This window comes from Sphingobacterium sp. NGMCC 1.201703 (assembly GCF_047784615.1).
Taxonomy (GTDB): Bacteria; Bacteroidota; Bacteroidia; order Sphingobacteriales; family Sphingobacteriaceae; genus Sphingobacterium.
In genome coordinates this window covers 338,846-361,773 of record NZ_JBLOHD010000004.1, presented here as the reverse complement: position 1 = coordinate 361,773, position 22,928 = coordinate 338,846, and the positions used below count along the sequence as shown (strand labels likewise).

The 22,928-nt window shown below is 42.3% G+C and carries 13 protein-coding genes; 3 read left to right on the top strand and 10 right to left on the bottom strand.

The window, feature by feature from the left end:
- Positions 1-11: 11 nt before the first annotated feature.
- Together ACK8HY_RS09900 and ACK8HY_RS09895 are read left to right on the top strand one after the other, a co-directional pair.
- Positions 12-5,027, top strand: coding sequence for a hypothetical protein (locus ACK8HY_RS09900; RefSeq protein WP_077438625.1), 5,016 nt, complete (start codon positions 12-14; stop codon positions 5,025-5,027).
- Positions 5,028-5,060: 33 nt separating this feature from the next.
- Positions 5,061-5,948: a hypothetical protein gene (locus ACK8HY_RS09895; RefSeq protein ID WP_077438626.1), complete on the top strand. Its 888-nt coding sequence runs from the start codon at positions 5,061-5,063 to the stop codon at positions 5,946-5,948.
- Positions 5,949-6,241: 293 nt separating this feature from the next.
- Here ACK8HY_RS09895 and ACK8HY_RS09890 read toward each other — a convergent pair whose 3' ends face one another.
- The 6 genes from ACK8HY_RS09890 to ACK8HY_RS09865 form a co-directional block, all read right to left on the bottom strand.
- The gene (locus ACK8HY_RS09890; RefSeq protein WP_416133529.1) at positions 6,242-6,721 is read right to left on the bottom strand and encodes an SMI1/KNR4 family protein; all 480 of its coding nucleotides are present in this window, start codon (positions 6,719-6,721) and stop codon (positions 6,242-6,244) included.
- 223 nt (positions 6,722-6,944) lie between these two features.
- The gene (locus tag ACK8HY_RS09885) at positions 6,945-7,343 is read right to left on the bottom strand and encodes an SMI1/KNR4 family protein (protein ID WP_139351253.1); all 399 of its coding nucleotides are present in this window, start codon (positions 7,341-7,343) and stop codon (positions 6,945-6,947) included.
- Positions 7,344-7,668: 325 nt separating this feature from the next.
- A complete protein-coding gene (locus tag ACK8HY_RS09880; protein WP_416133528.1) occupies positions 7,669-8,154 on the bottom strand; it encodes an SMI1/KNR4 family protein in 486 nt (161 codons plus the stop codon).
- Positions 8,155-8,390: 236 nt separating this feature from the next.
- Complete coding sequence (locus ACK8HY_RS09875) at positions 8,391-8,789, bottom strand: SMI1/KNR4 family protein (protein ID WP_139351254.1); 399 nt, start codon at positions 8,787-8,789, stop codon at positions 8,391-8,393.
- Between the two features lie 102 nt (positions 8,790-8,891).
- Complete coding sequence (locus ACK8HY_RS09870) at positions 8,892-12,293, bottom strand: hypothetical protein (RefSeq protein ID WP_416133527.1); 3,402 nt, start codon at positions 12,291-12,293, stop codon at positions 8,892-8,894.
- Complete coding sequence (locus ACK8HY_RS09865; RefSeq protein ID WP_077438632.1) at positions 12,290-14,404, bottom strand: hypothetical protein; 2,115 nt, start codon at positions 14,402-14,404, stop codon at positions 12,290-12,292. The genes ACK8HY_RS09870 and ACK8HY_RS09865 overlap by 4 nt, the downstream gene beginning before the upstream one ends.
- 280 nt (positions 14,405-14,684) lie before the next feature.
- On the opposite strand from ACK8HY_RS09865, the gene ACK8HY_RS09860 reads away from it, so the two are divergent.
- Positions 14,685-15,110 (top strand): hypothetical protein, encoded by a 426-nt coding sequence (locus ACK8HY_RS09860; RefSeq protein WP_077438633.1) that lies wholly within the window; start codon positions 14,685-14,687, stop codon positions 15,108-15,110.
- Between the two features lie 9 nt (positions 15,111-15,119).
- Here the strand turns inward: ACK8HY_RS09860 and ACK8HY_RS09855 are convergent, their stop codons facing one another.
- The 4 genes from ACK8HY_RS09855 to ACK8HY_RS09840 form a co-directional block, all read right to left on the bottom strand.
- Complete coding sequence (locus tag ACK8HY_RS09855) at positions 15,120-17,624, bottom strand: hypothetical protein (RefSeq protein ID WP_416133526.1); 2,505 nt, start codon at positions 17,622-17,624, stop codon at positions 15,120-15,122.
- A 33-nt stretch (positions 17,625-17,657) separates the two neighbouring features.
- On the bottom strand, positions 17,658-18,140 hold the full coding sequence (locus ACK8HY_RS09850) for a hypothetical protein (protein WP_077438635.1): 483 nt from the start codon (positions 18,138-18,140) through the stop codon (positions 17,658-17,660).
- Between the two features lie 435 nt (positions 18,141-18,575).
- Entirely contained in the window at positions 18,576-19,112 is a 537-nt protein-coding gene (locus tag ACK8HY_RS09845) for an STM3941 family protein (protein ID WP_077438636.1), read from the bottom strand.
- Between the two features lie 80 nt (positions 19,113-19,192).
- Positions 19,193-22,675 carry a TraB/GumN family protein gene (locus ACK8HY_RS09840; protein WP_416133525.1) on the bottom strand — a complete coding sequence of 1,161 codons (3,483 nt, stop codon included), beginning with the start codon at positions 22,673-22,675 and terminating at the stop codon, positions 19,193-19,195.
- Positions 22,676-22,928: the final 253 nt, after the last annotated feature.

The window sequence follows — 22,928 nt, the reverse complement described above, 5'->3', positions numbered from 1 at the left end:
ATAAAATAAAAATGACCAAAGTAATAAATTACCATGCTTACCATGCAGATTATAGCGCTATCGCTGACTGCCTGGATGCCATTTACCAGCTCGAAGGAGCTGGTAAATTTGACAACAATGGTGCATTGTTGCAGCAACTGCGCCGGTTGGAAAGTGAAGTACTGAAAAAATTGTACACCCGGGCAATCTATCTTTATGCCGAGCTTTCTGGAGTGGCTCCCGAGTCCTCACCATTGCCAGACGATTATTTTCACGGCGATTTTGACCAGGAGGATTTTCTCTTTGACGACTTTTACGTAGGTTATGTGGATTTTGACAGTACTTCATACCATGTGCTTTTCCGTACGATCCTGCTTATTTTTCAAGAAATAAAAAACCGTGGGTTTAAACTTGACGAAGAGACCCAACTGCCTTTGGTGGATGCCGATCTTGTTGCTTTTCTGACCGCTTTTTGGCAGATTCAGGCGAGTATAAAGGCAATGGGAATAGCTGTCTGTATTGACGGGGAAAGTAGTCCCTTTAACAATGCTGTCGGGCTGATGCTCCAAACGTCAGGTGCAGATGGAACCCAAGGGATCGTCCCAGGGGTACACCTACGTTGGAGCTTTACGGGCGATCTTGGACATCAGCATCTGCCCAAGGGCAATTATTTTGACCACAGGAACGTTCCCCTACAGGGATACAATCAGGCCGATGACTTTGTCCATATCTATCGTACCCCCTATTCGGCGGACAACACACTGTTTGTGGATTTTCTTATCCATCGTCCTGTGGTGCTCGCAGCAGAAAGGACCTGGATCTATACCATCAACGAAACAATAGGTAATCAATTAAGGACAAGTCACCTACGTATTGTTTTTGAAGATGAGGAAAATTATGATCAGCTTTTGGGACCTTACGACCCTGTTGGGGATCCGCAGGGATTTATCGATCAGTATCAAGGAGTCTTGCGCGTTGATGTCTATGGTAAATCTTATTTCCAGCTTGGATTAGCGGTTTCCAATAGCAGTGATGCTGCGCAGCCCATTAAATTGGAAGGCATTTCGGGGCTTACCACTGGGAATATGGCAGCAACTGGAGACCTAAGCAGCTATGCGACCGAAATCATTGATGCTGAGCGAAGCCGTACGGTGCTGTTTATGGCAGAAAACCTCAAATATGTACGGATCAGAAAGGCGCAGCAGATTATCCTAAAGGGACTACAGGTGGACACTTACGAAGGACTGTTGGCAGATCGTCAACCGGAGGACTGGACTGAGGTGGGCGAGGGCTTTGCATTGTCATTGGATGATGTGGAAGTACTTGCCCGGCTGGAAAGCCCCCAAAAGCCTATCGACAATCTCTGGCCACATTTTAACGAAGGAACCCGGCTCCGTGCGGCCAATTATGTCGATAAATGGCAATATGGCGATGCCGACGATCCCGCCCTGCGCAATCTTGTAAGCAAATTTCTAACGCTGTCGGAGACAGATCCGCGTGCCATGGAAGAACTGCAACGTGATGAATCCGTAACCGAAGAAGTGGAGACAGTGCGGGTGAGCTACCTCGATGTCATCAATCTGATCGCTATGGATTATCATTTCGCAAGGATGTTGGGTTTGGGGCATATTGATCAGGATCTGGAGACAGATTTAGGTAAAAAATACATCTATCAGGCACGCTACAGCAACAAAGTGGCTGAGACAGGTGTCATACAGGAGTATCGGTATACCAGTATTCCTGCATCCCGGCTTGACGACCGTAAACCCGAAAAGCCGCTGATGCGCCCATTGACCTATACCTTCCCCAATAGCATGGGGACACTCAACGATATGCTGGATACCCAAGGTTACCATAAAACCGAGCGTATGCGGGTAATCAATATCGGCCGTGAAAAATATTATGCGGAGGAGCAAGGGCATAACTTCTTTGCAGACCTCCATGCCCGGGTCAATCACAATCCAGCTTTGCAGCCAAAGCCCGTTTATTACGGTATCGAATACCGTAAATGGACTGACGAGCACTATGTCAAACCAGAGATTACCTATTCGCTTGAATTGGGGGGTAAAGATTATTATGACTATGATGACAGCCATTCGGAGGGCGTATTGGAGACTGTTCCCGTTTTGGACAATGCCGAAAGTCTATATACCCACTTTATCACAGCGAATGGAAAGCATGTCTACGCTATTTATGGGATAGACTGGTTTGGCCGGGTGTCAGAAGTCAGTACAGAAGTATCGTCAGATGAGACTGTTTTTCCTGCGATCAATAAGCTGCAGCCACCGAGCAATGTTGCAGTACAGTACCTACAGGAAGAAGACCCCCTTATTTTCACGACACAAACCGAGCAAGATTGGTTACGGGGTCGTAAGCAGGCTTTCCCTGGAGGCGACATCGGGATCACGCGTGTCACCTTTGATTGGTTGGATATGGTCGATGTTTCGGATCTCTCCTCAACTACGACGGATGAACTGGGCAGTATCATCAAAGCAGATAAAGCACAGCCGCTTTTTTTGGATCGCATGCCGCTACAGCTAATTGGCCAGATCAAGTCAGTAGAAGAAGTCGAAGGGGAGCCCACATTGTCGCGCATGACCACGGCACCACATATCCTGATTGATGGTAGCCAAGTTGTGCCCCAGCTTCCTGCAGCAGACTTTGATCGCTTTCGGGATAGTATTCTTACAACTGCTGATGGCAATTTCAGGATACATTCCCTCTTGAGTGGACAGCAAGGGGTAGATATTATACTTTATAAAAGAAGGTCAGAGAGCATTGTTTCCGATGAGGAGGAGATTCCGGCTTACGGTACAGCAGTACAATGGCAGTTGCCAAAAAGTGGCGATAAGTTTACCACGGTCGAAAATTTGGGGCAGCACAGCAACTGGACACCGGTACAAGCCACGGTATCATTGGTCGATTTTGCAAACCCCCAGCAGCCGGTAATTGAAACTACAGTGGACATTGAAGGCAATCGCAGTCAGGTCTGGGTAGGAGGCATTACCGAGGAAGCTCAGGTCAGACCATTATTTGGGCCACAGGTGGGGACTGACGAGCAGCTGCTCGGTTATTACGAGGTCAGCATACCACATTATACCTTACAGGCCCACCCGCAGGTGAATATCCCTTATCAGGCCGGTCAGCCTACAGGTAATTCTCCAGATCAGGTCAATCCGGCCCACGTGGAATGGTACCGGGGGATTATCCGTATGCCGTTGGCCGGGGATACGGACCAAAAATACAAAGAACTGCAGGTTGTGCGGATTGAATCGCAGGATCCTTTATTGCTGTATGTGGTCGATCCCGGTTTTGCAGATAGACCGATCGCGGTGCCAGCTGTTCCTGGGGATACTGTGAAGGTCAACTTTCACCCGGGATATCGGGCTTACTTCTTTAATGAGCCAATGCCGGGAGAGTTTCATAAAGCCACTATTGAACCCGCTGAAGGAGCCAATGACCGCAAGACGCTCCTGACCTTGTACAGTCAGGATACGGTACATGAAGGTTTTACATCAGGAATTGCTACCCCAGCAGTGCTATTGGCTTTGCGGCATGATGAGCCGCAGGATCTTGAACCTCCGGTTGCATTGGGTGAGGGTGGTGCCGCAGCACAAGGGCGGGCAAGATTCAGTCGTGCTTTCGCACAACCGATGGGGGCGCAGAAAGTTCGTCCGGATTCGACTGGTATGGGAGCCTTTACATTTGATCTAAAAATTGCCCCCGACACAAGTGGAAAGGCGCGCAATCCTTTTGGCCATGTTTTCTATCGTACAGATGAGGACGAACTGCTGGAGGCCTTGTATAAACCGGAGACGGTACAGGCGATTCGGACCTCGCTTTCCGCGCTGACCGCCGATCCCTATTATTATCAGCGGTTCCATGAGCTGGCCAACCAGATTTTTCCGTCTGCAGATGCGGCAGCCTACAATGTGTTTGAGGCAACACCACAGCCCTATGGTTTCCCTGTCCCTGATAAATCGGGCTTGAATTTAAGTTCAGATCCGCTGGCAGTCAAAAAGCTTAAATATATCGGAGCAATCCAGTCTGTGCTGATGCCGATAACCGAACAACCTGTGATTTTTAATTACGTTAAGGAGGGGCAGCGTACAGAGCATACAGTTCCTGTTATCCGAAATATAGATGGACAGCTATTGGATCCCAATGATGCGACGTTCAATCCGTTTCCCATGGTACGCAAATTTACCGATCCGCAGTTGCCGGATACCTGGTTCCTACGTTTTACGGATTACAACCTGAATAGCAATTCACAGAAACTCTATTTCTATGCTGCGGTAGAGATCAATGCTAAACTGCAACCAGGCAACCTAAGTCCTTTTGCGGGTCCTGTTGTGGTGATGCAGACAGTAGCAACAGAGGCGCCCAAGATCAAAGGGTATGAGTTACTGCGCAATGAAACCATGGAGTCCAGGTTGCGGGGCATTAGTCTTACCATTGGTGGTTTTTCGGAGGTTGATAAAATCGCGAAGATCCGTCTCTATCGCTTTGCAACATCCGAACAAGCGGGACGACTTTCGGGCTATCAGGCGGAGATTGAAGAGCTCGTGGAGGGGACAAGCCAGCAGGTTTACAGTGTTGTCGATACATTTTCAGCTGTAGACGGAGCGGCTTTTTCCGGAACGACCTACTATTACCGTGCTGTTGGCGTGCGTACAATTGTCAATGAACAGGGGGGATTGGAAGAGGTGTTGACAGTTCCATCCGAAATTATTGCGGTAACGATTCCTGATGTGAGGAAGGTGGCATCACCTGTATTGAACTATGATCAGACAGCATCCAAATTGACCTGGCAGCCCATAGGTACTGATTACGGTTATTACCTTTTCCGACTGAACAATCAGGGAAATTGGATCAAAGTCGCTGGATTTGAAGCACCCGAATCCAATCAGGAGATGAGTTATCATCTTAGGACCAGTGATTATCCAAAACAGGATGGAGATGGCAGTCCATTGTACTACCGATTTAAGCTCACTGCCGCCAACACCTTGGGTGAGTATAGTATACAAGAAAGTGAATTAACAGTGTAAATAAATTTTAAGAACAATTTAAAAATTACAATTATGGCAGATATTATTAGCAAAGATCCCATTAGCAATGAATATGTGGATCGGGTTATCAAGGCAAATGAAATCCTTGATGAAAATTCGGCGAATACCCAGGGTGTACAGCTTAGGCAATTAGTGAAAGACCTTCGTGACCGGCTTGAGACAGAGGTAGAAAAAAGCAATGCGGCTATTACTGGCAAAGTGGACGCTGTAGCAGGCAAGGGATTGTCGACATTAGACTTTACACAGGCGGATAAAGATACCATCGACAATTTTAACAATTGGTCCGATGATATTGCGTCGAAAAATTATGTCGATCTTAAGATTGCACCACTACAGAGTAGTATTGACAATCTTAACACTACTACCAATGGTATCGTTAAACTCTTGGACGCTCCTTTTGGTAAATTATTCAATAATCAAAGCGTAAATGAATTTGCTTATCTCCGTTATGAGGGATCAAACGGAGCCCAGGCTTATCAGATAAACATACCTGCAGAATTCTATTCCGACTTGAATGGAAAGGGATTTGTACGCCTTAAATTTTTCCTAAAAATAGTACCTAAAGAGAATGGCATTGTGAATGTTAAGACAAATTTCTTTGGAAATGGTGCACGTGGTTTTGGGATTGTATCAGAGATGATGTTAGCATTTCAGAAAAAAGAATATCTCATGGAACTTTTGGTGAAAAGGGGGATAGATGGTACTGAAATATTTGTTTTAAGGGACGCCCAACAAATTTTGGATCAGCATTCGACGACTGATGACGGTACGGTGGAAATAGAGTGGGCAGATTTTCCAAAACGAATTGACTATATGATGTTCTCAAGCTCCGCGGGTACAGGTCGTGCAGATGTGACGATCTCAGGCTTGACCGTGGAAATTGCAAGTCTGACGAACTAATCATTTTTGATAAAATACATAATAAAAATTAGGTGAAAAATAATCAAATAACGGATCAATACATCCAGGATGTCATTAAATCCAATCATATTATACAATCCCAATCTCAATAAGACAGATGGGGAAAATTGCGGGAACTCATTAAGTTTTAAATTTTGATTGTCATATTCTTCGGAGCTCCAGGTACGATATCTGGGGCTTCGTTGTTTTTGAGCCGATTTTTGAGCAGCTTCTTTCTCATAAGAGACAGGATTGATGCAAAAAAAAATTACTGATGGGGAAGCTCAAATTACTTAGAAAATATTCTCACCGGCTTTATGCCTTTCGATACGGCTATAAATATGACCGGATAACGTTTCTGCTACTTTAAAATTCCAGTCGGGATAGGCTCCATCTGTTCCTTCGTATACTCCTCCATATACGGCAGGGTCATCACCTTCATCCAGGCAGACATAAAAGGCCTGAATTCCTCCATACAAGTCGATCGCGAAAAACGGTCGGCCAATATCGCGATTATAATCGGCAAGTTTCTCCCGCACATACTCCTGCATTTCATCCATCGAATCAAAAACACTATAATCGAACACATAGCAAGACTCACCTGCCAAATAGAGCAACTCGCGTAGCACTTTAGGAAATGGCTTACTGTTGTTATACTTTTGTTCTAAAGTTTCGATTTCTTCCAAACTTAAAGGCCTAATTTCATATTTAAACTTACTATTAGGATAAGCCTCCGGATTATCCCTTAAATGTTGCAAATATTGTATTTCCATGTTTTTATTTTTTTAAGTCTTCTAAAAATCCATATTTATAGCTTTCGGATTCGATATAATTTCATATTCAATTTTAACACAGCTTGTTCCGGTTACAAACAGATTATACAGAACGAACTGCAAATAAAATTATTGTTTTTTGGAATAAAGAAGGAAAGAGGGAATGTAAATTGATTGAAATAAAAAATTCCCAACATGGTACCGTTGGGGAAGCTCAAATTACTTAGAAAATATTCTCACCTTTTTTAGATCGTTCTATACGGCTATAGATATGAGCGGATAACGTTTCAGCCACTTTAAAATTCCAGTCGGGATATGCTCCACGTGTTCCGTGGTATACTCCGCCGTATACGGCAGGGTCATCACCTTCATCCAGGCAGACATAAAAGGCCTGAATTCCTCCATACAAGTCGATCGCGAAAAACGGTCGGCCAATATTGCGATTATAATCAACAAGTTTCTCCCGCACATACTCCTGCATTTCGTCCATAGAATCAAAAACACTATAATCGAACACATAGCAATCCTTACCCGCCAGATAAAGCAACTCTCGTAATGCTTTAGGGAATTGTTTACCATTATTATATTTTTGCTCTAATGACTCAATTTCTTCTAAACTCATAGGTTTAATTCTGAATTGATATTTGCTTTCTGCGTGCGGATTCCGCATTGGGTTATCCTGTAAATGTTTTAAATATTGTATTTCCATGTTGTAATCGTATTTTTATTTTAATTTTTTAATGTCTTCAACTGTAATCATATTAGGATTTGCTATGATTTCATATTCAATATTAACGCTGCTTTTCGGCTATCAACAAGCTATACTGATCGAACTGCAAATAAAATTATTGTTTTTATGGAATAAAGAAAAGGACAAGGGGAAACGTAAAATTGATTGAAATAAAAAAATCCCCAACATGGTACCGTTGGGGAAGTTTTAAATATTCCTAGAAAATATTCTCACCTTTTTTAGATCGTTCTATACGACTAAAGATATGTGAGGATAATGTTTCAGCCACTTTAAAATTCCAGTCGGGATAGGCTCCATCTGTTCCTTCGTATACTCCTCCATATACGGCAGGGTCATCACCTTCATCCAGGCAGACATAAAAGGCCTGAATTCCTCCATACAAGTCGATCGCGAAAAACGGTCGGCCAATATCGCGATTAAATTCGGCTAAACTTTCCCGCACATACTCCTGCACTTCGTCCATCGAATCTAACGCATTATAATCGAATACATAACAATACCTCCCCGCTAAATAAAGTAACTCGCGTAAAGCTTTGGGGAATGGTTTGCTATTATTATATTTTTGTTCTAAAGCTTCGATTTCTGCTAATGGCATAGGCTCATTTTCAAATTTATATTTGATTTCCGCGTGTGGATTCCGCATTGGGTTATCCTGTAAATGTTTTAAATGTTGTATTTCCATGTTGTAATCATATTTTTATTTCAAATTTTTAATATCGCTGACTATAATCCTATTCGGGTTTGTTATGATTTCATGTTCAATATTATTAACGCTGCTTTTCGGCTGTCAACAAGCTCTGCTGATCGAACTGCAAATAAAATTATTGTTTTTATGGAATAAAGAAAAGGGGCTATTTCTATAAATAGATTAAAATAAAAAAATCCCCAACATGGTACTGTTGGGGAAGCTCAAATTACTTAGAAAATATTCTCACCTTTCTTAGACCGTTCTATACGGCTATAGATATGTGAGGATAATGTTTCTGCTACTTTAAAATTCCAATCTGGATAGGCTCCATCTGTTCCTTCGTATACTCCGCCATATACGGCAGGGTCATCACCTTCATCCAGACAGACATAAAAGGCCTGAATTCCTCCATATAAGTCGATCGCGAAAAACGGTCGGCCAATATCGCGATTAAATTCGGCTAAACTTTCCCGCACATATTCCTGCATTTCGTCCATCGAATCTAACGCATTATAATCGAATACATAGCAATCCTTACCCGCCAGGTAAAGCAACTCTCGTAGTGCTTTAGGGAATTGTTTACCGTTATTATATTTTTGTTCTAATGACTCAATTTCTTCTAAACTCATAGGTTTAATTCTGAATTGATATTTGCTTTCTGCGTGCGGATTCCGCATTGGGTTATCCTGTAAATGTTTTAAATATTGTATTTCCATCTTGTAATCATATTTTTATTTCAAATTTTTAATATCCCCGACCCTAATCATATTGGGATTCGATATAATTTCATATTCAATTTCTTTGCCATATTTTCTGGCGATTTTCTTTAAATACCAAAGATAGGTTTTACAGCTTGAACAGACCGTCAAGGTCGAGGTGATTTTGACCCGAAAAAAATCGCTTTTATTCCAGTTGTTTAATAAGAAATCAAAAATAAACTTCAGTTCACTGTCGTATTTTCTTTGGCGTCCATCGCCATAAGCTTTTTTGTTGAAAATCTCAAAAAGTGTTAGCCCTCTTACTTCGGTCAGTTCAATTGGTAAAACTCCTCCTTCAAAATATTTTTTTAAATCCTTACTTTTTCCCAAAAATAATTGCTTCTGAATAGGTAGGCCGGAACCAACAGCTTCTACTTCCGTAATATTCTTATTTGCTGTTCTAAGCTCCCTTCGGGCTGTACTGGTATCCTTTAATTTGCTGGCAATGGATATAAAATCAGGATGGGTAGAATCAAATAATGAAATCAGCATTTCATCAGAAATCAAGGTGTGCCTGGAATTTCGATCAAATAAAGCGATAGCTTCATCAATACTACGTCTGTTTTTATCGGTAAGCAGTTCTACCACATAAGGCTCAAAGTTAACCCGTATAATATTAAATATTTCTTCCACAGAATATTTATCTGGAGCATTGCCTGCTTTGTACTTCCAAAAATGGGATTCCATCAGATCTATATACACCTGTGGTGACGAGGCTATATTGGCCAGTATGGTATCTCTATCTATCCCCTTTATGTCGTATTTATTTATGTTAAAAGCCTCGAAGAGCCTGGTCCACATCGCAGGGTCTATTTTTTCAAAAGCCTGTTTTGAACCTGTCGTCGCATAAAAGCCAGCTACTTGATTTAACAGTTGAGGATCAGCACCTATTGCTGTGACAAGTTTTATATTGCCCGCAATACGGTAGGCGCTCATATCGATCAGACTGTCCAATGTCGTAACATGTTGATTGAGCAGTTGGATTTCCGAGGTTGTTGCCGATTCAAAGGTGTCGAGAAACCAGCGCTGTTTTTCCTTTTGTAGACTTGTACTTCTGAACCAGTTGAGCAGTTCGCTTGCTTCATTGCCCATACCGGACAACTTCCCTTCGAAGTTGGCAATACGGGCAGGTCCTTGCCCTACAATGGCATTGATGAGATCCGTCGTGCCTGCGTCGACTTCATTTATTCCTGTTGGTGCTATGGACAGTATATTCAATAGATCTTCAGATAGACTGTACATACGCCACTGTGAAAAGAAACTGGCACCAGCAGAGGCTAGCGTTAGAAACGAAAAGAAATGCTGCATCTTTTTCCAGGTCTGCGATAGTATAATATCATTATCTGTGGTTGCCAGATATTCGCCGATACCCGCCAGCAGTCCAGCGGACACAGACACGGCCTCACTTCCTGCACCGAGACCAGCCCAGACTTTTACAGCCTCCGTCGCGATGAGCTCACCTCGTAGAGCTCTTCCAAGCTGTGTGGTATACCTCAAATAGTTCAAATAACGTAAGGATCCCAATCCGCCAAAGGCAAAAAATAAAACGAGATCTGCTCCAACATTGATCCCCAACGCTATCAGCGCATCGTAATCAGCAATTTCATCATACTCTTTGATAAAATGCATGATAAAGGCCGGACAGGTCAGTGTCTGCGGGATGTCCAGATTAAGATTGCCTTCATAATTTGTGAGAATCACTGGCTGGAAAAGGTGGAACTTCCCAAGATCTACCAGTTCCGGAGGTACCTTGACGGGAAACTCATCCGTAGGCTTGATCACCGCATAAACCGTTTCCGTTCTCTGTAATTTTAGATCAATATAGATCCCCTCGAGGTTACTTTTGTAATCATAGGCCTGCTGCCTCTGCTTACCCGCATCGTCTTTGGACTGGAACTGTTGCGAGCGGATAAAGTTTATCGTATTATTCTTATTTAAGTATTTTTCCCCATCACTCAACCAATATAACGAGAGAAAGTCCTCATCAGTCACGGGTTGCTGCATCGGAGGTGGATAAAAGTCCCAATTGTATTTGGAGTATTTCCAGATCTTGAAAATGGCATAGCTGAAGTATCGTTTATTTTCTTTTTCTTCCACAAACCAGTTAACGATCGGATAGCGTTCTTTTCGGGCGTCTGTCAGTAAAGAATAGAGCTGTTCGAAATAAGTTATATTAACCTTACCGATATTGTCCACCGTGAGCAGGAATTCCATAAATTCTGTTTCATGTCCATAGGATTCGGCAATGGCAATAATAACCTTGACCAGCACCTGCTGTTGCTGTTGATCGATCTTTTTTAGGCTTAAAAAATCCTTTACCACATTCAGGAGTAAGTCATAATCTAAAAATAGATAGGCTGTATCAGGCAGAAAGTAAAGTATATCCATAAGCAATACAGCGGTATTGTAACGGTGATAATTGCTTAGGTCGAAGCCGTAGAGTGTCGTATAGAACCGGTCGAGTGCAATTAAATAAGCTGACAGCTCATCGTTGGAACGCGTATGCAGTATTGCCTCCGGCTTTGATTTAAATATATACTTCGGATCAGCATTTAAATCGTAATAATGACACCATGAATGCTTCATTAAAAAGACCAACTTGGCGATACCCGGTGCTGCAATCGTTTCAAATGCCTGCTGGGATTCCGCGGTTTCCAAAAATTGTTCCCATGCGGAGAGATTGGTCAGACCTTCTAATCTGGAAAAGATATCTTTATTGATCGCATAGATCTTTAAACATATACCTGTCATAAGCTCTTTGCGCCTAGCCCAGTAATTGGAACCAAATGCGTTATCTGCACTGATTTTGTCGCCAAAATTATGGGCATAGAAATAGCCGTCGGGCTGTGTTTTATTTTCTGCCGTATAACTTTTTAATGTCTTTTGATGTACCGTGGGAATTCGTATTTCCCTGACTAATGCATTTTTGGTAAAAGATTCTTTCAGGTAATTTGCTGTTCCGGTGCCCGATGGCGCGGCCTCCAATGTGAATTTGTAGTTTGCAACATTGTAGTAGTCTTTATAAGGTTCGCCCTTATCCAAGATTTCAATTTCAATCTCCAGTCCCGGTGAAGCGATAAAAGCACTATGATCGAAACGACGGATTTCGGTAACTGCCCGTGTTGAAGCTATGTATTCCATATAATCTGCGACATTGAAATACCCCATACCATTTGAGACTGCATGTCTGTCTTTCTCTCTAAAAAGGTCATTGGCAAAATACCTATAAGCTGTTTTTTTCTCTCCATTTTCGGAGGTTGTTCTATAAGTAAATCCTTCCAGAAAGCCATTGACATCGAAGAGAAGTTCTTGGGACGGAAATTGGTCATCCGGCAATTGTATCGGAATGCCATTGTATAATATTGCTAGTTTCATAATAAATTTTTAGTGGTTTGAATCTGATCAATAAATGTTCGCTTCGGCTCAGTCATATGTTGGCTATAGGCCTGTGAAAAATGATAATTATTGTCCAATGAATACATAATGATATCCTGCTCCGGAAAGATTAGCTGTAAATTGCCGGCGGCATCTTCGCCTGTTATAGCCAATTTATATTTTCGATAACTGACATTTTGTGGCGATACAACCGTATTGTTGAGTGGATTGAATTCTGTCATGAAAATCCTTGGCTGAATGAGCTGGTACTGGTTTATAGTTGCCAATAAGCGCTGATTTTCTTCGTCCGATATACCCAGAATAATTTTTAGGGGCAGACTGTCATTTGTAGCGTGCAGTCTCAAGCCCTTGATTTTTTCAATTCCATCGGTAAAATTATCGATAGAATAAAAATATGGGTCAGGTAATTGATATACCGTTGATGACTGTGTACTGGTTGCTGACGCGGAGCTACCTACACCTTCAACAGTTAAATTGTCAGCGTATTCAACTACACTATGCAAGAGGTCGACCTGCTCGGTCAAATAGGTAACACGGCGTTGTGTCTCCCCACTTATATCATCATTAATGCTGTCTTTCACCCGCAATGTCTGTACGGCAAGGATTCCATTTTTGCTGCTGTTGATCTCGTATCTAAACAACTTGATCTGTTGTGATGATAAGATTTCAAATTCAGATTGCGTTTGATCAGCAAACAGTGACTTTGCTTGCAGCTGGTCAAATGTGTCATCAAAAAAATCCCTAAAGTAAAATTTATCGACGATCAATTGAGGGTTGGAACTATCTTTCACCATATAATTAAAAGAGATCCCCTGATAAACAAGTATGTTGAATGAGGCTATCAATTGCTTATTATTGTTTCCCGTAGCGGGATTCTCCAGTAATAAATCAGCCGAATAGGTTGTCCCGGTTTGACTGTCGTTTGTCGGCAGAGCCTGTAGCGCCTTTGCGTCCATGAAATTGTTTTTAACGGCATTTACCAGATGACCGCACCTTACATAGAGCATTGCTTGCGGGTTATTGTCAGTGACGAGTTGTATTTTAGTTTGGCTGTTGAGCTGATTGTGCTGCTGACCTGAGGTAATGATATGTATTGGCCACCCTAGGGTACCGTAATTTGTTTCTATACCATCAATTTTGATATTATTGGTATTCTGTGACTGTAGATTGTAGTGCCCATAGTAATTATAGGATCTGCCACGATCAGATTGAATATAGAGATATAGCTTATTTTTGGAGTCGAACTTAGAAACAAGTTGATCGTAGATGCTAGTTCCGGTTAATTTACTCTTTACGGTATTAATTTTGGTGTTCACTTGCCCGCTAGTTACGTGGAATCCATAAAATGCTGCGACATCCAGAAACTGCGATGCCTGTTCTTTGATTCTTTTCCGCTGCGCCTGGTCTGTCACTGCGTCTAGTTCTATTGTTGCATAATTTTTTCTTGCATAGGCCAGGTCAAAGGCAAACTGATCTGTTATATTGTCCGATGCAAAATCTCCATTTCCTAATACGATGTCAATTCCACAGGAACCTGCATTGAAGAAACCTAAGCTGTCACCTGCCTGAACTAAAGGAAGTTCAAAGGCATTTTTTTCGAGATCATTTTCCGATAGCTCACTTACTTTGAAAAAGTAATTATCGATTGTGGTGTTTTCAGGCTGATTTATCGGATCGAATCCGATGAATTTTGCAGAAAAGGGAGGTTTATTGCTTTGATTTTGATCATAAAAGTTATTAAATGACTGATTTATTTTACGGATAAAATCGGTTTGTGCCGACGTTTCTGGCAGAACCTGATCACCTAGGAAAAAGTCCTGTTTCCGTAATCCGCGATAGACAATATAGCGGATATTGAAGCCTGTGATAGGCTGTTGATAGGGTCGGAGAATGATATTGACCAGCTGGTCATTACCAGATTGCGGTTGTATAAAAACTATGCTTTTGCATAAAGCATAGGCCATGGCACCTGTACTGGTAAATCGTGAAGTTACCGCAAAACGGTTTTCATCAATTGCACCAAATGACTGTCCCGGAGACTGAGCGATGCTTTGAGGCTCAGTGAAAAAATGTGATATTGGTGTAAACATAATACTAAAATTTTTGTGCGCGTTGTTTTACTATTTGTAATCCATGGATATTTTTCAATTGATCCGGCGCGATACTGTCTAGAGATCTCATTATAGCTTGACAGATGTGCAAAGTCAATTGGGATATACAAAAGTACCCAAGTGTGCTACCTGGCTAGGGAAGGAAATTGTTCTTTTCTCTCGGTAGTTGAGAATTACCGAAAAGTCGTGATTACCTAGGTTATATTATTTTGAGAATATCAGTTTAATATGTGCTATTTGTTAGGGCAACCAGCAGATTATGGAGGTCAATATCAATGGTCAGCAGGAAATGGCGATACCCTTGTTTTATCTAAAATACATAGATGATAAAAAGGCGACCGATAATCTGGTGACCGGTATACAGATCGGTGTCGATATTGCTCTGACGTTAGCGCCGATAGGCAATCTTAGTAAATTGAAACATATAAGCAGATTGACAAAGTTTGGGCGTGCAATAGCAGGAAAAACAATTGTTGAGGGACCGGGAGAGGTTTTGTTACGGCTTGAGTTGGCGCAGGGAGTCGTTTCGGCAGTCGAGATCACAGCCGGATTGGCATCTATCTGTTACAATTATGCGAAACAAGTGGAAGAGGTCTGTGATGTGACCAGTTCGCAATATGATCAGGAAAAGATAAAAAAGCAGCGATCCAATTTGGATCGCTGCGGGTTTATAAACTGCTTTTGAGCAGGACTGTTATAGCAATTCCCTCAGGTTTGCTTCAGGTGTTGTTTCTGAATAATATTCATTGTCACCTCCTGCTTCCGCCGTCGTGTAGGGTCTGTAACTGATTCTTGAGATCTCCAGGTTTAAGGTGGAGAAATCTGCAGGATGCCCTGCCCAAGCTCGGTTAGGATCGTATAACCATGGTGTTTCTGATGACCGCGCAAATGCCGACGGAAACCAGGCTCCAAAGGTTAGCCGGCCGGGAATATAAGGTACAAAGGTCTGGTTTTCCCTCACCAGCACATCGTCAATCCAGAGTTGTGTTTTATCCTTAAACCATTTAATGGTCCATTTATGAAACTGCTCATCGGCATAATTGTGCTCCGTCTTGGTTAGTAAAGCCAGGTATTCCTCATAGACATCGTAAGACGACTTGTCTGAAGAGAAACCCTTACCCGAATCTTTTTCACCGATCCAGTTGTTAAACTTCAGGTTCGAATAGGAGGGTTGATCATTCGGCTCCCAATCATCGGATACCTTTACCCACGAACTTCTTTGATTTGGCAGACTCGGATCGATCAGCCTAAAAAGGCCTATGTCATCGGCAGTAGCTCCAGCTTGCACTGCGATGTGAAACTTGGTATCCATAGCTTTTGGATCAAAGTAACAAGTTGCCAGTTCGACCCAGCTTTCGACAACCCCCATGGCCAGATGTGAAGGTAACTCCATATCAATTTCATGGTTGATGACCATGTAGCTGTCTTCTCCGCCATAGGGTTTTCCGCCCTTATCGATCCAGTGTTGCCACAGCGGATCAGCCGGGTAAAATTCCTGGTAATGAAAGATCCATAAAGCCAGACAGTAGCCGTAGGATTCCTTCGGGATTTTCATCCAGGTAGACCACTCGCCATAGCCACAATAAGATTTACTCACTGCAACTGCACCAACACGTGTCTTCCAGGCTTGTCCATTCAGGGGATCTTCGGGATGATCGTGCAGCTTCGGTAGGCCATAGCCTGTATTAGAGGCGTCTCTTGCTTGTTTGCCGACTCCTTGTACTTCGCCATTATAGCGATCGCCATGGGCCTCGAATTGAACAGTCCTATTGTCGGGATTAAAATAGATCAGATTGGCATTAACACCACCGTTTGCTCCGCCCCATTGCCCATGAAGTCCGTAAAACGTGTTTTTAAATTCATTGACCCGATCTGCAAATGCACCCTGGGAAAGATCGATGTCAAACCCCGTTGTAGCCTTATTAAATTCTTGTATTTGGATACCTGTTTTTAAATTGAGTTTGTTACCCTGATAGTTCTGTATCCAACAATCGTAGCTACCTGCAACCAATGTTGCATCCGAAGGTACAGTAAACGAAAGTTGCAGGTCATCCAGTTTTTTACGCCAGATTTCGGGCAACTGGATTACTGTGCTCTCCCCATTTTTTTGAAACATGACTTTCGGTGTTTGACCCCATGGATCGGAAAGCTTGTTTAAGTTTTGGTTAGTCATCGTCGCCGACGGACTGTAGAAAAATCGTGACACCAGAAGGCCTGCCGTCGTTACGCCGGCTGTAACATCCCTGCCTAGATAAATGGTTGGTTCAGCCGTCGTGACCATCGAATGGGTGATTTGGCTGATCGTAGGGAAATTGATATTGCCCGTAGGGTGGTAGAGATAGCCGGTATTCGCTGTAGGCGTCCCCGGAGATATCTTGATACCCAGCATATACCATCGGCCCTGTACGACCTGACTGCCACTGCTTGCAGTATTGGTAACACCATTCTTCGTCACCGAAACAACAATGTACCGCCCTGTATGGCTAATCTTAAATTCATTCTGGGCATCATTCACGGTATGGAGAATAACTTTGTCATTTCGGTCTTCCAGATGAAAGAAAAAGAAGATGGAATAACTCTTGTCCGAATTATTGCCAAAAAGGTCATTGGCACGGATCTGTGCGTCTCTATTGGTATGATCGTCGTTAAATTTGGCATATTTGCTGCCATCAAAATAGAAGCCCTGTAGCTTTCGGTTGCTGAGGGTCGCCTCGGCCACCGCTTTAAAAGATATTCCGCCAACAGGAACCATATTGCCGAAATTCTGTTCCACTTCCCGATAATTTCCATCAAAATTAAAGAAGAACCCGCCTTTGGTATCAGCAAGGGTAGCTTTCATCAAACCTGGATAGTACCAGTCGATGGTTTGCCCCTTAAAGAAAATCTTGTCTAAATACGGGTTGTTACCACTGGAGAGATTGAGGGCAGTCCGAAAGTTTTTTGTGAATACCTTCTCTGGATATGCCTTATTGGTGAAACGGAGACTATATTCTGTGTTTTCTGCCAATGAAGGAATCATAAAACCATCGGTATTATTCCCTTCGGTATCCGTCTGATAGTTCGGATGGATAATCGTAAACGAAGAGTCCGGCTCACTTGCCAGTTTGAGTTCCAGTATAAAAATCTGGGGCGTTGACGCTGGACGGTCAAAGCTGAGTTTGGGAATTGTATATTTTATCCCTATTGTTTCAATTGCCATGATGCGTTTTCTAAATGTTGTTCGAAATTTTTATTATTTAAACGTCCTGATTTCGGCAGCCAGGATATTGGGGATGACAAGTTCATCGGGGAGTACCACAATGGGGATCTTGATCCATTTACCGGCTGGTAGCTGTATAAATTGGCTTTTCTTCGCCAGATCTACGATACAGGTTCCTACCGGTAGTTGCCCAAAATGTTGGTCGAAAGCCGTATTGTTCTCGTCAGGTGGGGTGGCTTCGACCCGGAGTGCCATTCCTGCCGTTAGCCCGGCCAACTTTTCCTTTTCAGCGGGTGTAAAGTCTGATGTGGAGAGCCCCTTCCCAGGGATCTTATCGACCTTTTGTTCAAGTATCAGCGCTTGTTCTGCAAGTTCCTGCTCGAGGCGATCGCGCAAGAGTTTGATCAACTCGCGCAGCTTTTTCCCCTGTGTCTTATTCAAAGCAGGGTTGTAAGGCAGATTGGATTTGATGATCTCATCAATATAGTGGTCATCAAGAGGTGCTATCTGTTCCATAATTTATCAATTTTAACTGTTTTGTAATCTTACTTTTTAATTGTTAATCTCGGTGTGCACGGAGGTATTGACCACCGTATCCCTGTGTTTTATAAGCCATATTTTTTAATAAAAGAGATTGTCTCCTAATAAGTTATTTGTCATATAGGCAAAAGTAGGCTCGTTTGGGAGAGGTTAGCTCGAAAAATGACCTTATGTTATCGGTAGGTGATGTTTACCGAAAAGTAATTCGGGTAGACTAATTTCTTTCTTATTATTTTCCTGCAAAAGCTGTTGCCAGTAGGACAAAAATTGGTTCTTCAGTGATGCAGGTGGTGGACAATTATAGCAGAATGGCTGCGGGCCGGCCATTACTTAACGAAGTTTCTTTGGAAAAAGGGGATTAGAAATCTGTGCTAGGGGAGAATTATGTGCCAGAAAGAAACATCTTAGGGCTTAGTAAATCCCATTGTCTTCCCTGTATTTTATTAGCTTTTCATTCAAAAGTTTCAATAGCTCTTTATGGCTTATATTCATATTCCCGTTGCTAATGCTGTAGGGGGAACCATAATTCATATTAAACTGCATCATTTTCTTTTTAATCTTATTGGTCTCCTGATTTAATACTGCATCGCTATTTTTGATCAATATAATGATAATCGGGCTTGAATAGATCGCAATTTCTTTAAACCCGGTAATATCTTGCCATTCGATAAATGTTTTGAATTTATCTCCAATATCAAGCCCCTGATCTGTAATCTCGAGCAAAAGACGGTTTGAGAATAAATATCGGATGGACAGGATCGCAGCGAAACCAAAAAATAATATACATATGATGCCGAGCACTATCGTTAATGTAGGTTCTCTGTCGAAACTCTCCGGATGCATAACGAAGAAAATTCCTCCTGCAACAAATAGTAGCGATCCGAGTAACATCAATATTGACTTTCCTTTGTTGCTATATATGCGCGTTGGCTCTTCTAATTTGTTCATTTTTTATACTATTATATTTTCAATTTGTGCTATTGATCAGTAAGTTTCGTTTAGGCTATAAGGGTTTTTGCCCATGATATCTACTGGCCGCTAGTTTTTTCTTCAGGGGGCATTTCCTGTATCAATTTAAGCGCTTTTTCTTTCCAATTGCCTGTGTTAGGTTCTAGGTCAGAATAGCAATTTTCAAAGTTATAAGCCCATTCGCCATTTTTCGCATCGGGTATAAAAATTGAAAGATAAGTCTGCTCATCACCCTCGGTTTTATACGCGTAGACCAGATACAGTTTGTTCTTTTCCGTCAGCTCACCCAAATAATCAACTTGTGGCAGCGATATATCCCACTCAGACTCTAGGTAGCCGCTGACGACAATTTTTCCGATTTCGGTTTGTTCCTTGTATTTCGCAGGTATTAGACCTTCCATTTTTTTCTCTTTCAGCGCGTTCATCAATACCGCACGTTGCGAAATATGGGCATAGATGCTATCGATTAGCTTTTGATCCAGCGGAAGGTCCAACGCTAAAAATTCAGCTGCGGTAATAGCGCGGAGATACCCCGTTGGCCTATCGGCGAGCAGCTGTTTCTGAAATCTTCGAAGCGGATCTTTTTGCTCATATAGTGCGAGTAATCTGGAGTAATCTGCTATGGAATAAACATTGAAGCTGGCCACCGTTTCCTGCCCCGAATCCAGTTCGGATAAATCTGACGCTAAATATTGCGTTATACTCGGTAGGTAAGCCTGCATGGCTTTTCTTGCCTGGAGCGCCGTGCTGTCCGCAGCGATTTTTAAGAAGATATTCAACAAGGTCGGCCGGTAATTAGCGACCGAAAATAGCGGAATAATTTTGTCTAGATGGAGAGCCACATAGTTTTGGGAAGCCCTAAGCGGCTGCAGCAATTGCCATGCTCGGTAATCGGCGTCAGGTCGGTGTCGGTTTAACTCCTCAAGATACCAGCCGAGTTGTGTCGAATCTATTTCGCATACCGTCGGCAGGATGGCGATTTTGATTAGATCTGTTGTCGTCGGATCCCGTAGTATATTTTTTAAAACAGGTACACTACGTTCATCATGATTTTTTATCAGACTATAGACCAGGCTTCTCCGTAGTCCAGCGCTCTGGTCGTCATCGCTCTGCTTTTTTGCCAATGTTTTATAGATCAGCGGTAGATCATCTTTGCTAAAGCTATAATTGTGCGCCAATATATTTCTCGCCTGTCGGGCGACGAGCGTATCTGGACTGTAAATATCGGTAAAAAGCATTGCTGCTTTTGAGCCATATACATCAAAATTTGTGGGGCTTTCCGAATAACGGACGGATTTAATGATCCTTTCGATATTCATTTGTTCAATGGCCTCCTGTGTACCTATCACATCAATCCCATAGGACATATTGCCTCTTATCCAAATGATTTTTTTGTGATAGTTGGCCGTTAGGGAATCCATACTTGTATAGATTGCGGCAGTTACATTGTCCGATATCAGCGTGTCATAACGCAACAACTTTTCAGATTGTTTTTTTGCGCCACTGTGTATTTCTGAATATAGACTGTCGCTTTTTGCCAGTCGATAGTATTTGGGCAATTGGGCTATTTCCAAAAGGAGAGCTGTACTCGAATTGCTATCCGTTGCTGCATATATATGACCTTCGCTATCCGGTTGTTCCCCGGTATTCACATCTTTTATCTTTATCAGCGAGGTGACAGGGAGTTTTAGCTGTATATTATTCAGTGTAAAATCTTTCCAATCTATATTTTTAAAAGGAATCATCCTGAAGGAGCCGAAAAAAGCTTGATCTTTTTCTTTATTGTTCTTATCCAGATTTTCCTGCATGACCTGATAAATCCGGTTTCCCCGGACCCATACTTCTGCAAATAGGTTTGATTTGTCCAACTGGGCCGTTATTGCTGTACCGATCACATCGCCCTTTTCAAGTGGTTCGACAGAGGTGACGTTGAGTGACGGATTTTTTTCGAGAATTCCGCTTATGGCTTGCAGCGCCAATGACCTGTCGATCATGGTATAACCGATTGGATAATCGTGATATTCGACTATGTAATTTATTTTTCGGGTCCTATCCATCGAAAAATAATTGTATATGTTATATCGCACCGTGTCATTCCCGATCTGCTCTGTGCGAGTCTGGTAGATATATTGAGCCGGAGGCGGTATTTTGACTGCAAAAGCACCGATGTCATAAATAGATTCCGTCAGGTCAGCGGATACTTTTAGACCGGAAATTGCGAACCCATTGAAAAAACGGTCTGAAAGATATGCATCCAACTGTCCACTGTTGGTAAAAGCTAATAAGCTATACAGCGTATTGTTTTTTAGCCAGAATTCCCATTTGGATAGCATATTGTTTTGCAATGTAACTACTTGCATCCCCTGTGCACCATCCTTTTCAAGAAATTGCTGGGATACAATCCGATGTTTGCTCCTGGCGGACCTTCTTTCGTATTCCTTGGTAAAAAATTCTTTCGTTGTCAGCCCATGAAGTTCACCTACAAATGCTGCTGATACGATCAGTTCTGTTTCTGTGCTCAGATCACCGTACATCATGCTGGTTCCGCCGATAATATTTGTCTTGTGGACATATCCTTTTGGCATGGACACGGCAAAGCCATAGACTGAATCCTGATGAAGGACCCATTCCATTGTACTGTAATCTATTTTATATTTGGAGGCAAGATTCGTTTTTTTCGTTTTGACGGGACGGAGTTTATAGCCGTTATTCCGCAACAGTTGGATGAGACCGAAGTCCCCTGGCAGGTGTGAGGCACCCACAACAGCAGAGACTGTACTCTTGTCCAATTGTGCCATGATGTTTTTTAGCATGGTATTATTCCTGCGTTGCATTTCCCCGCTATTAATATACGGCGAGATGGTATTCCATAATCCATCTAGGTTTCCGGTACTGTAGAATTGCAACAGTTGCTCAAAACGCTGATAGTAAACACTACTGTCCTTTTTGTTCTTTAGATGGACTAATTCATTCGCGCTTGTCTCCAGCTGATCTTCCATGGGCTCCAGGCCAATAATGTGCTTTCTCTGCGATTTGGCCAGACCATAGAGATACGCATCGAGTACAGTGGTAATATCGTCTTGTTTATCGTGACTCGGATTCAAAAAGTACTTTACGATCTGTGGAGACGCCATTTGTTGCGAATCAGGCATTACGCCATGTGCCTTTTGATAGCGTTGTACGAATTCCTTTTTTTGTGCATCGGTAAGTTCAATTTTTTTGGACGCGGGTTGTTTGTTGAACCTGATATTCCAGATTTCTTTATAAAGACTGTCGGGGTGTATTTCCAGGGCAAGGGCATCCGTATTGGCGATAGCAATAAATAATGAATCATTACTATTGATTAGACGTCTATCTTTTAAATGCGCGGAACCGAGCAAATAAGAAGGTTTTTTCAGACCCTTTCCGCTGATTTCCCATAAAAAACTCGGGTATTTTATTTCCTGGGCATTGGCCCTTTGCAGCACTAATAAGAAGCAGCAAACAACAAACAATGATAGCAGCAGTTTTCCCGATTTTGTAGTTTCAACAGATTTATACATTTGATCAATAGCTAACAGTATGGTGGCAAACGGAGATTAAACGTTTAGTTGGCTCAATCTTTTTTATAACTAGAAATTTGAATCAAATAATGTAAGGTCAATATCAAATCGTGCCTATTAAAAATAGATAAATTTTAATAACTGTACAAGAGTACATTTTGTCTAAATTTCAACAGTACATCGGTTTGTGCAAGCAGATCGAGGAAGGGTATTCTTTACGTCAAAAGGGCCTGATTTCTCATCAGACCCTTTC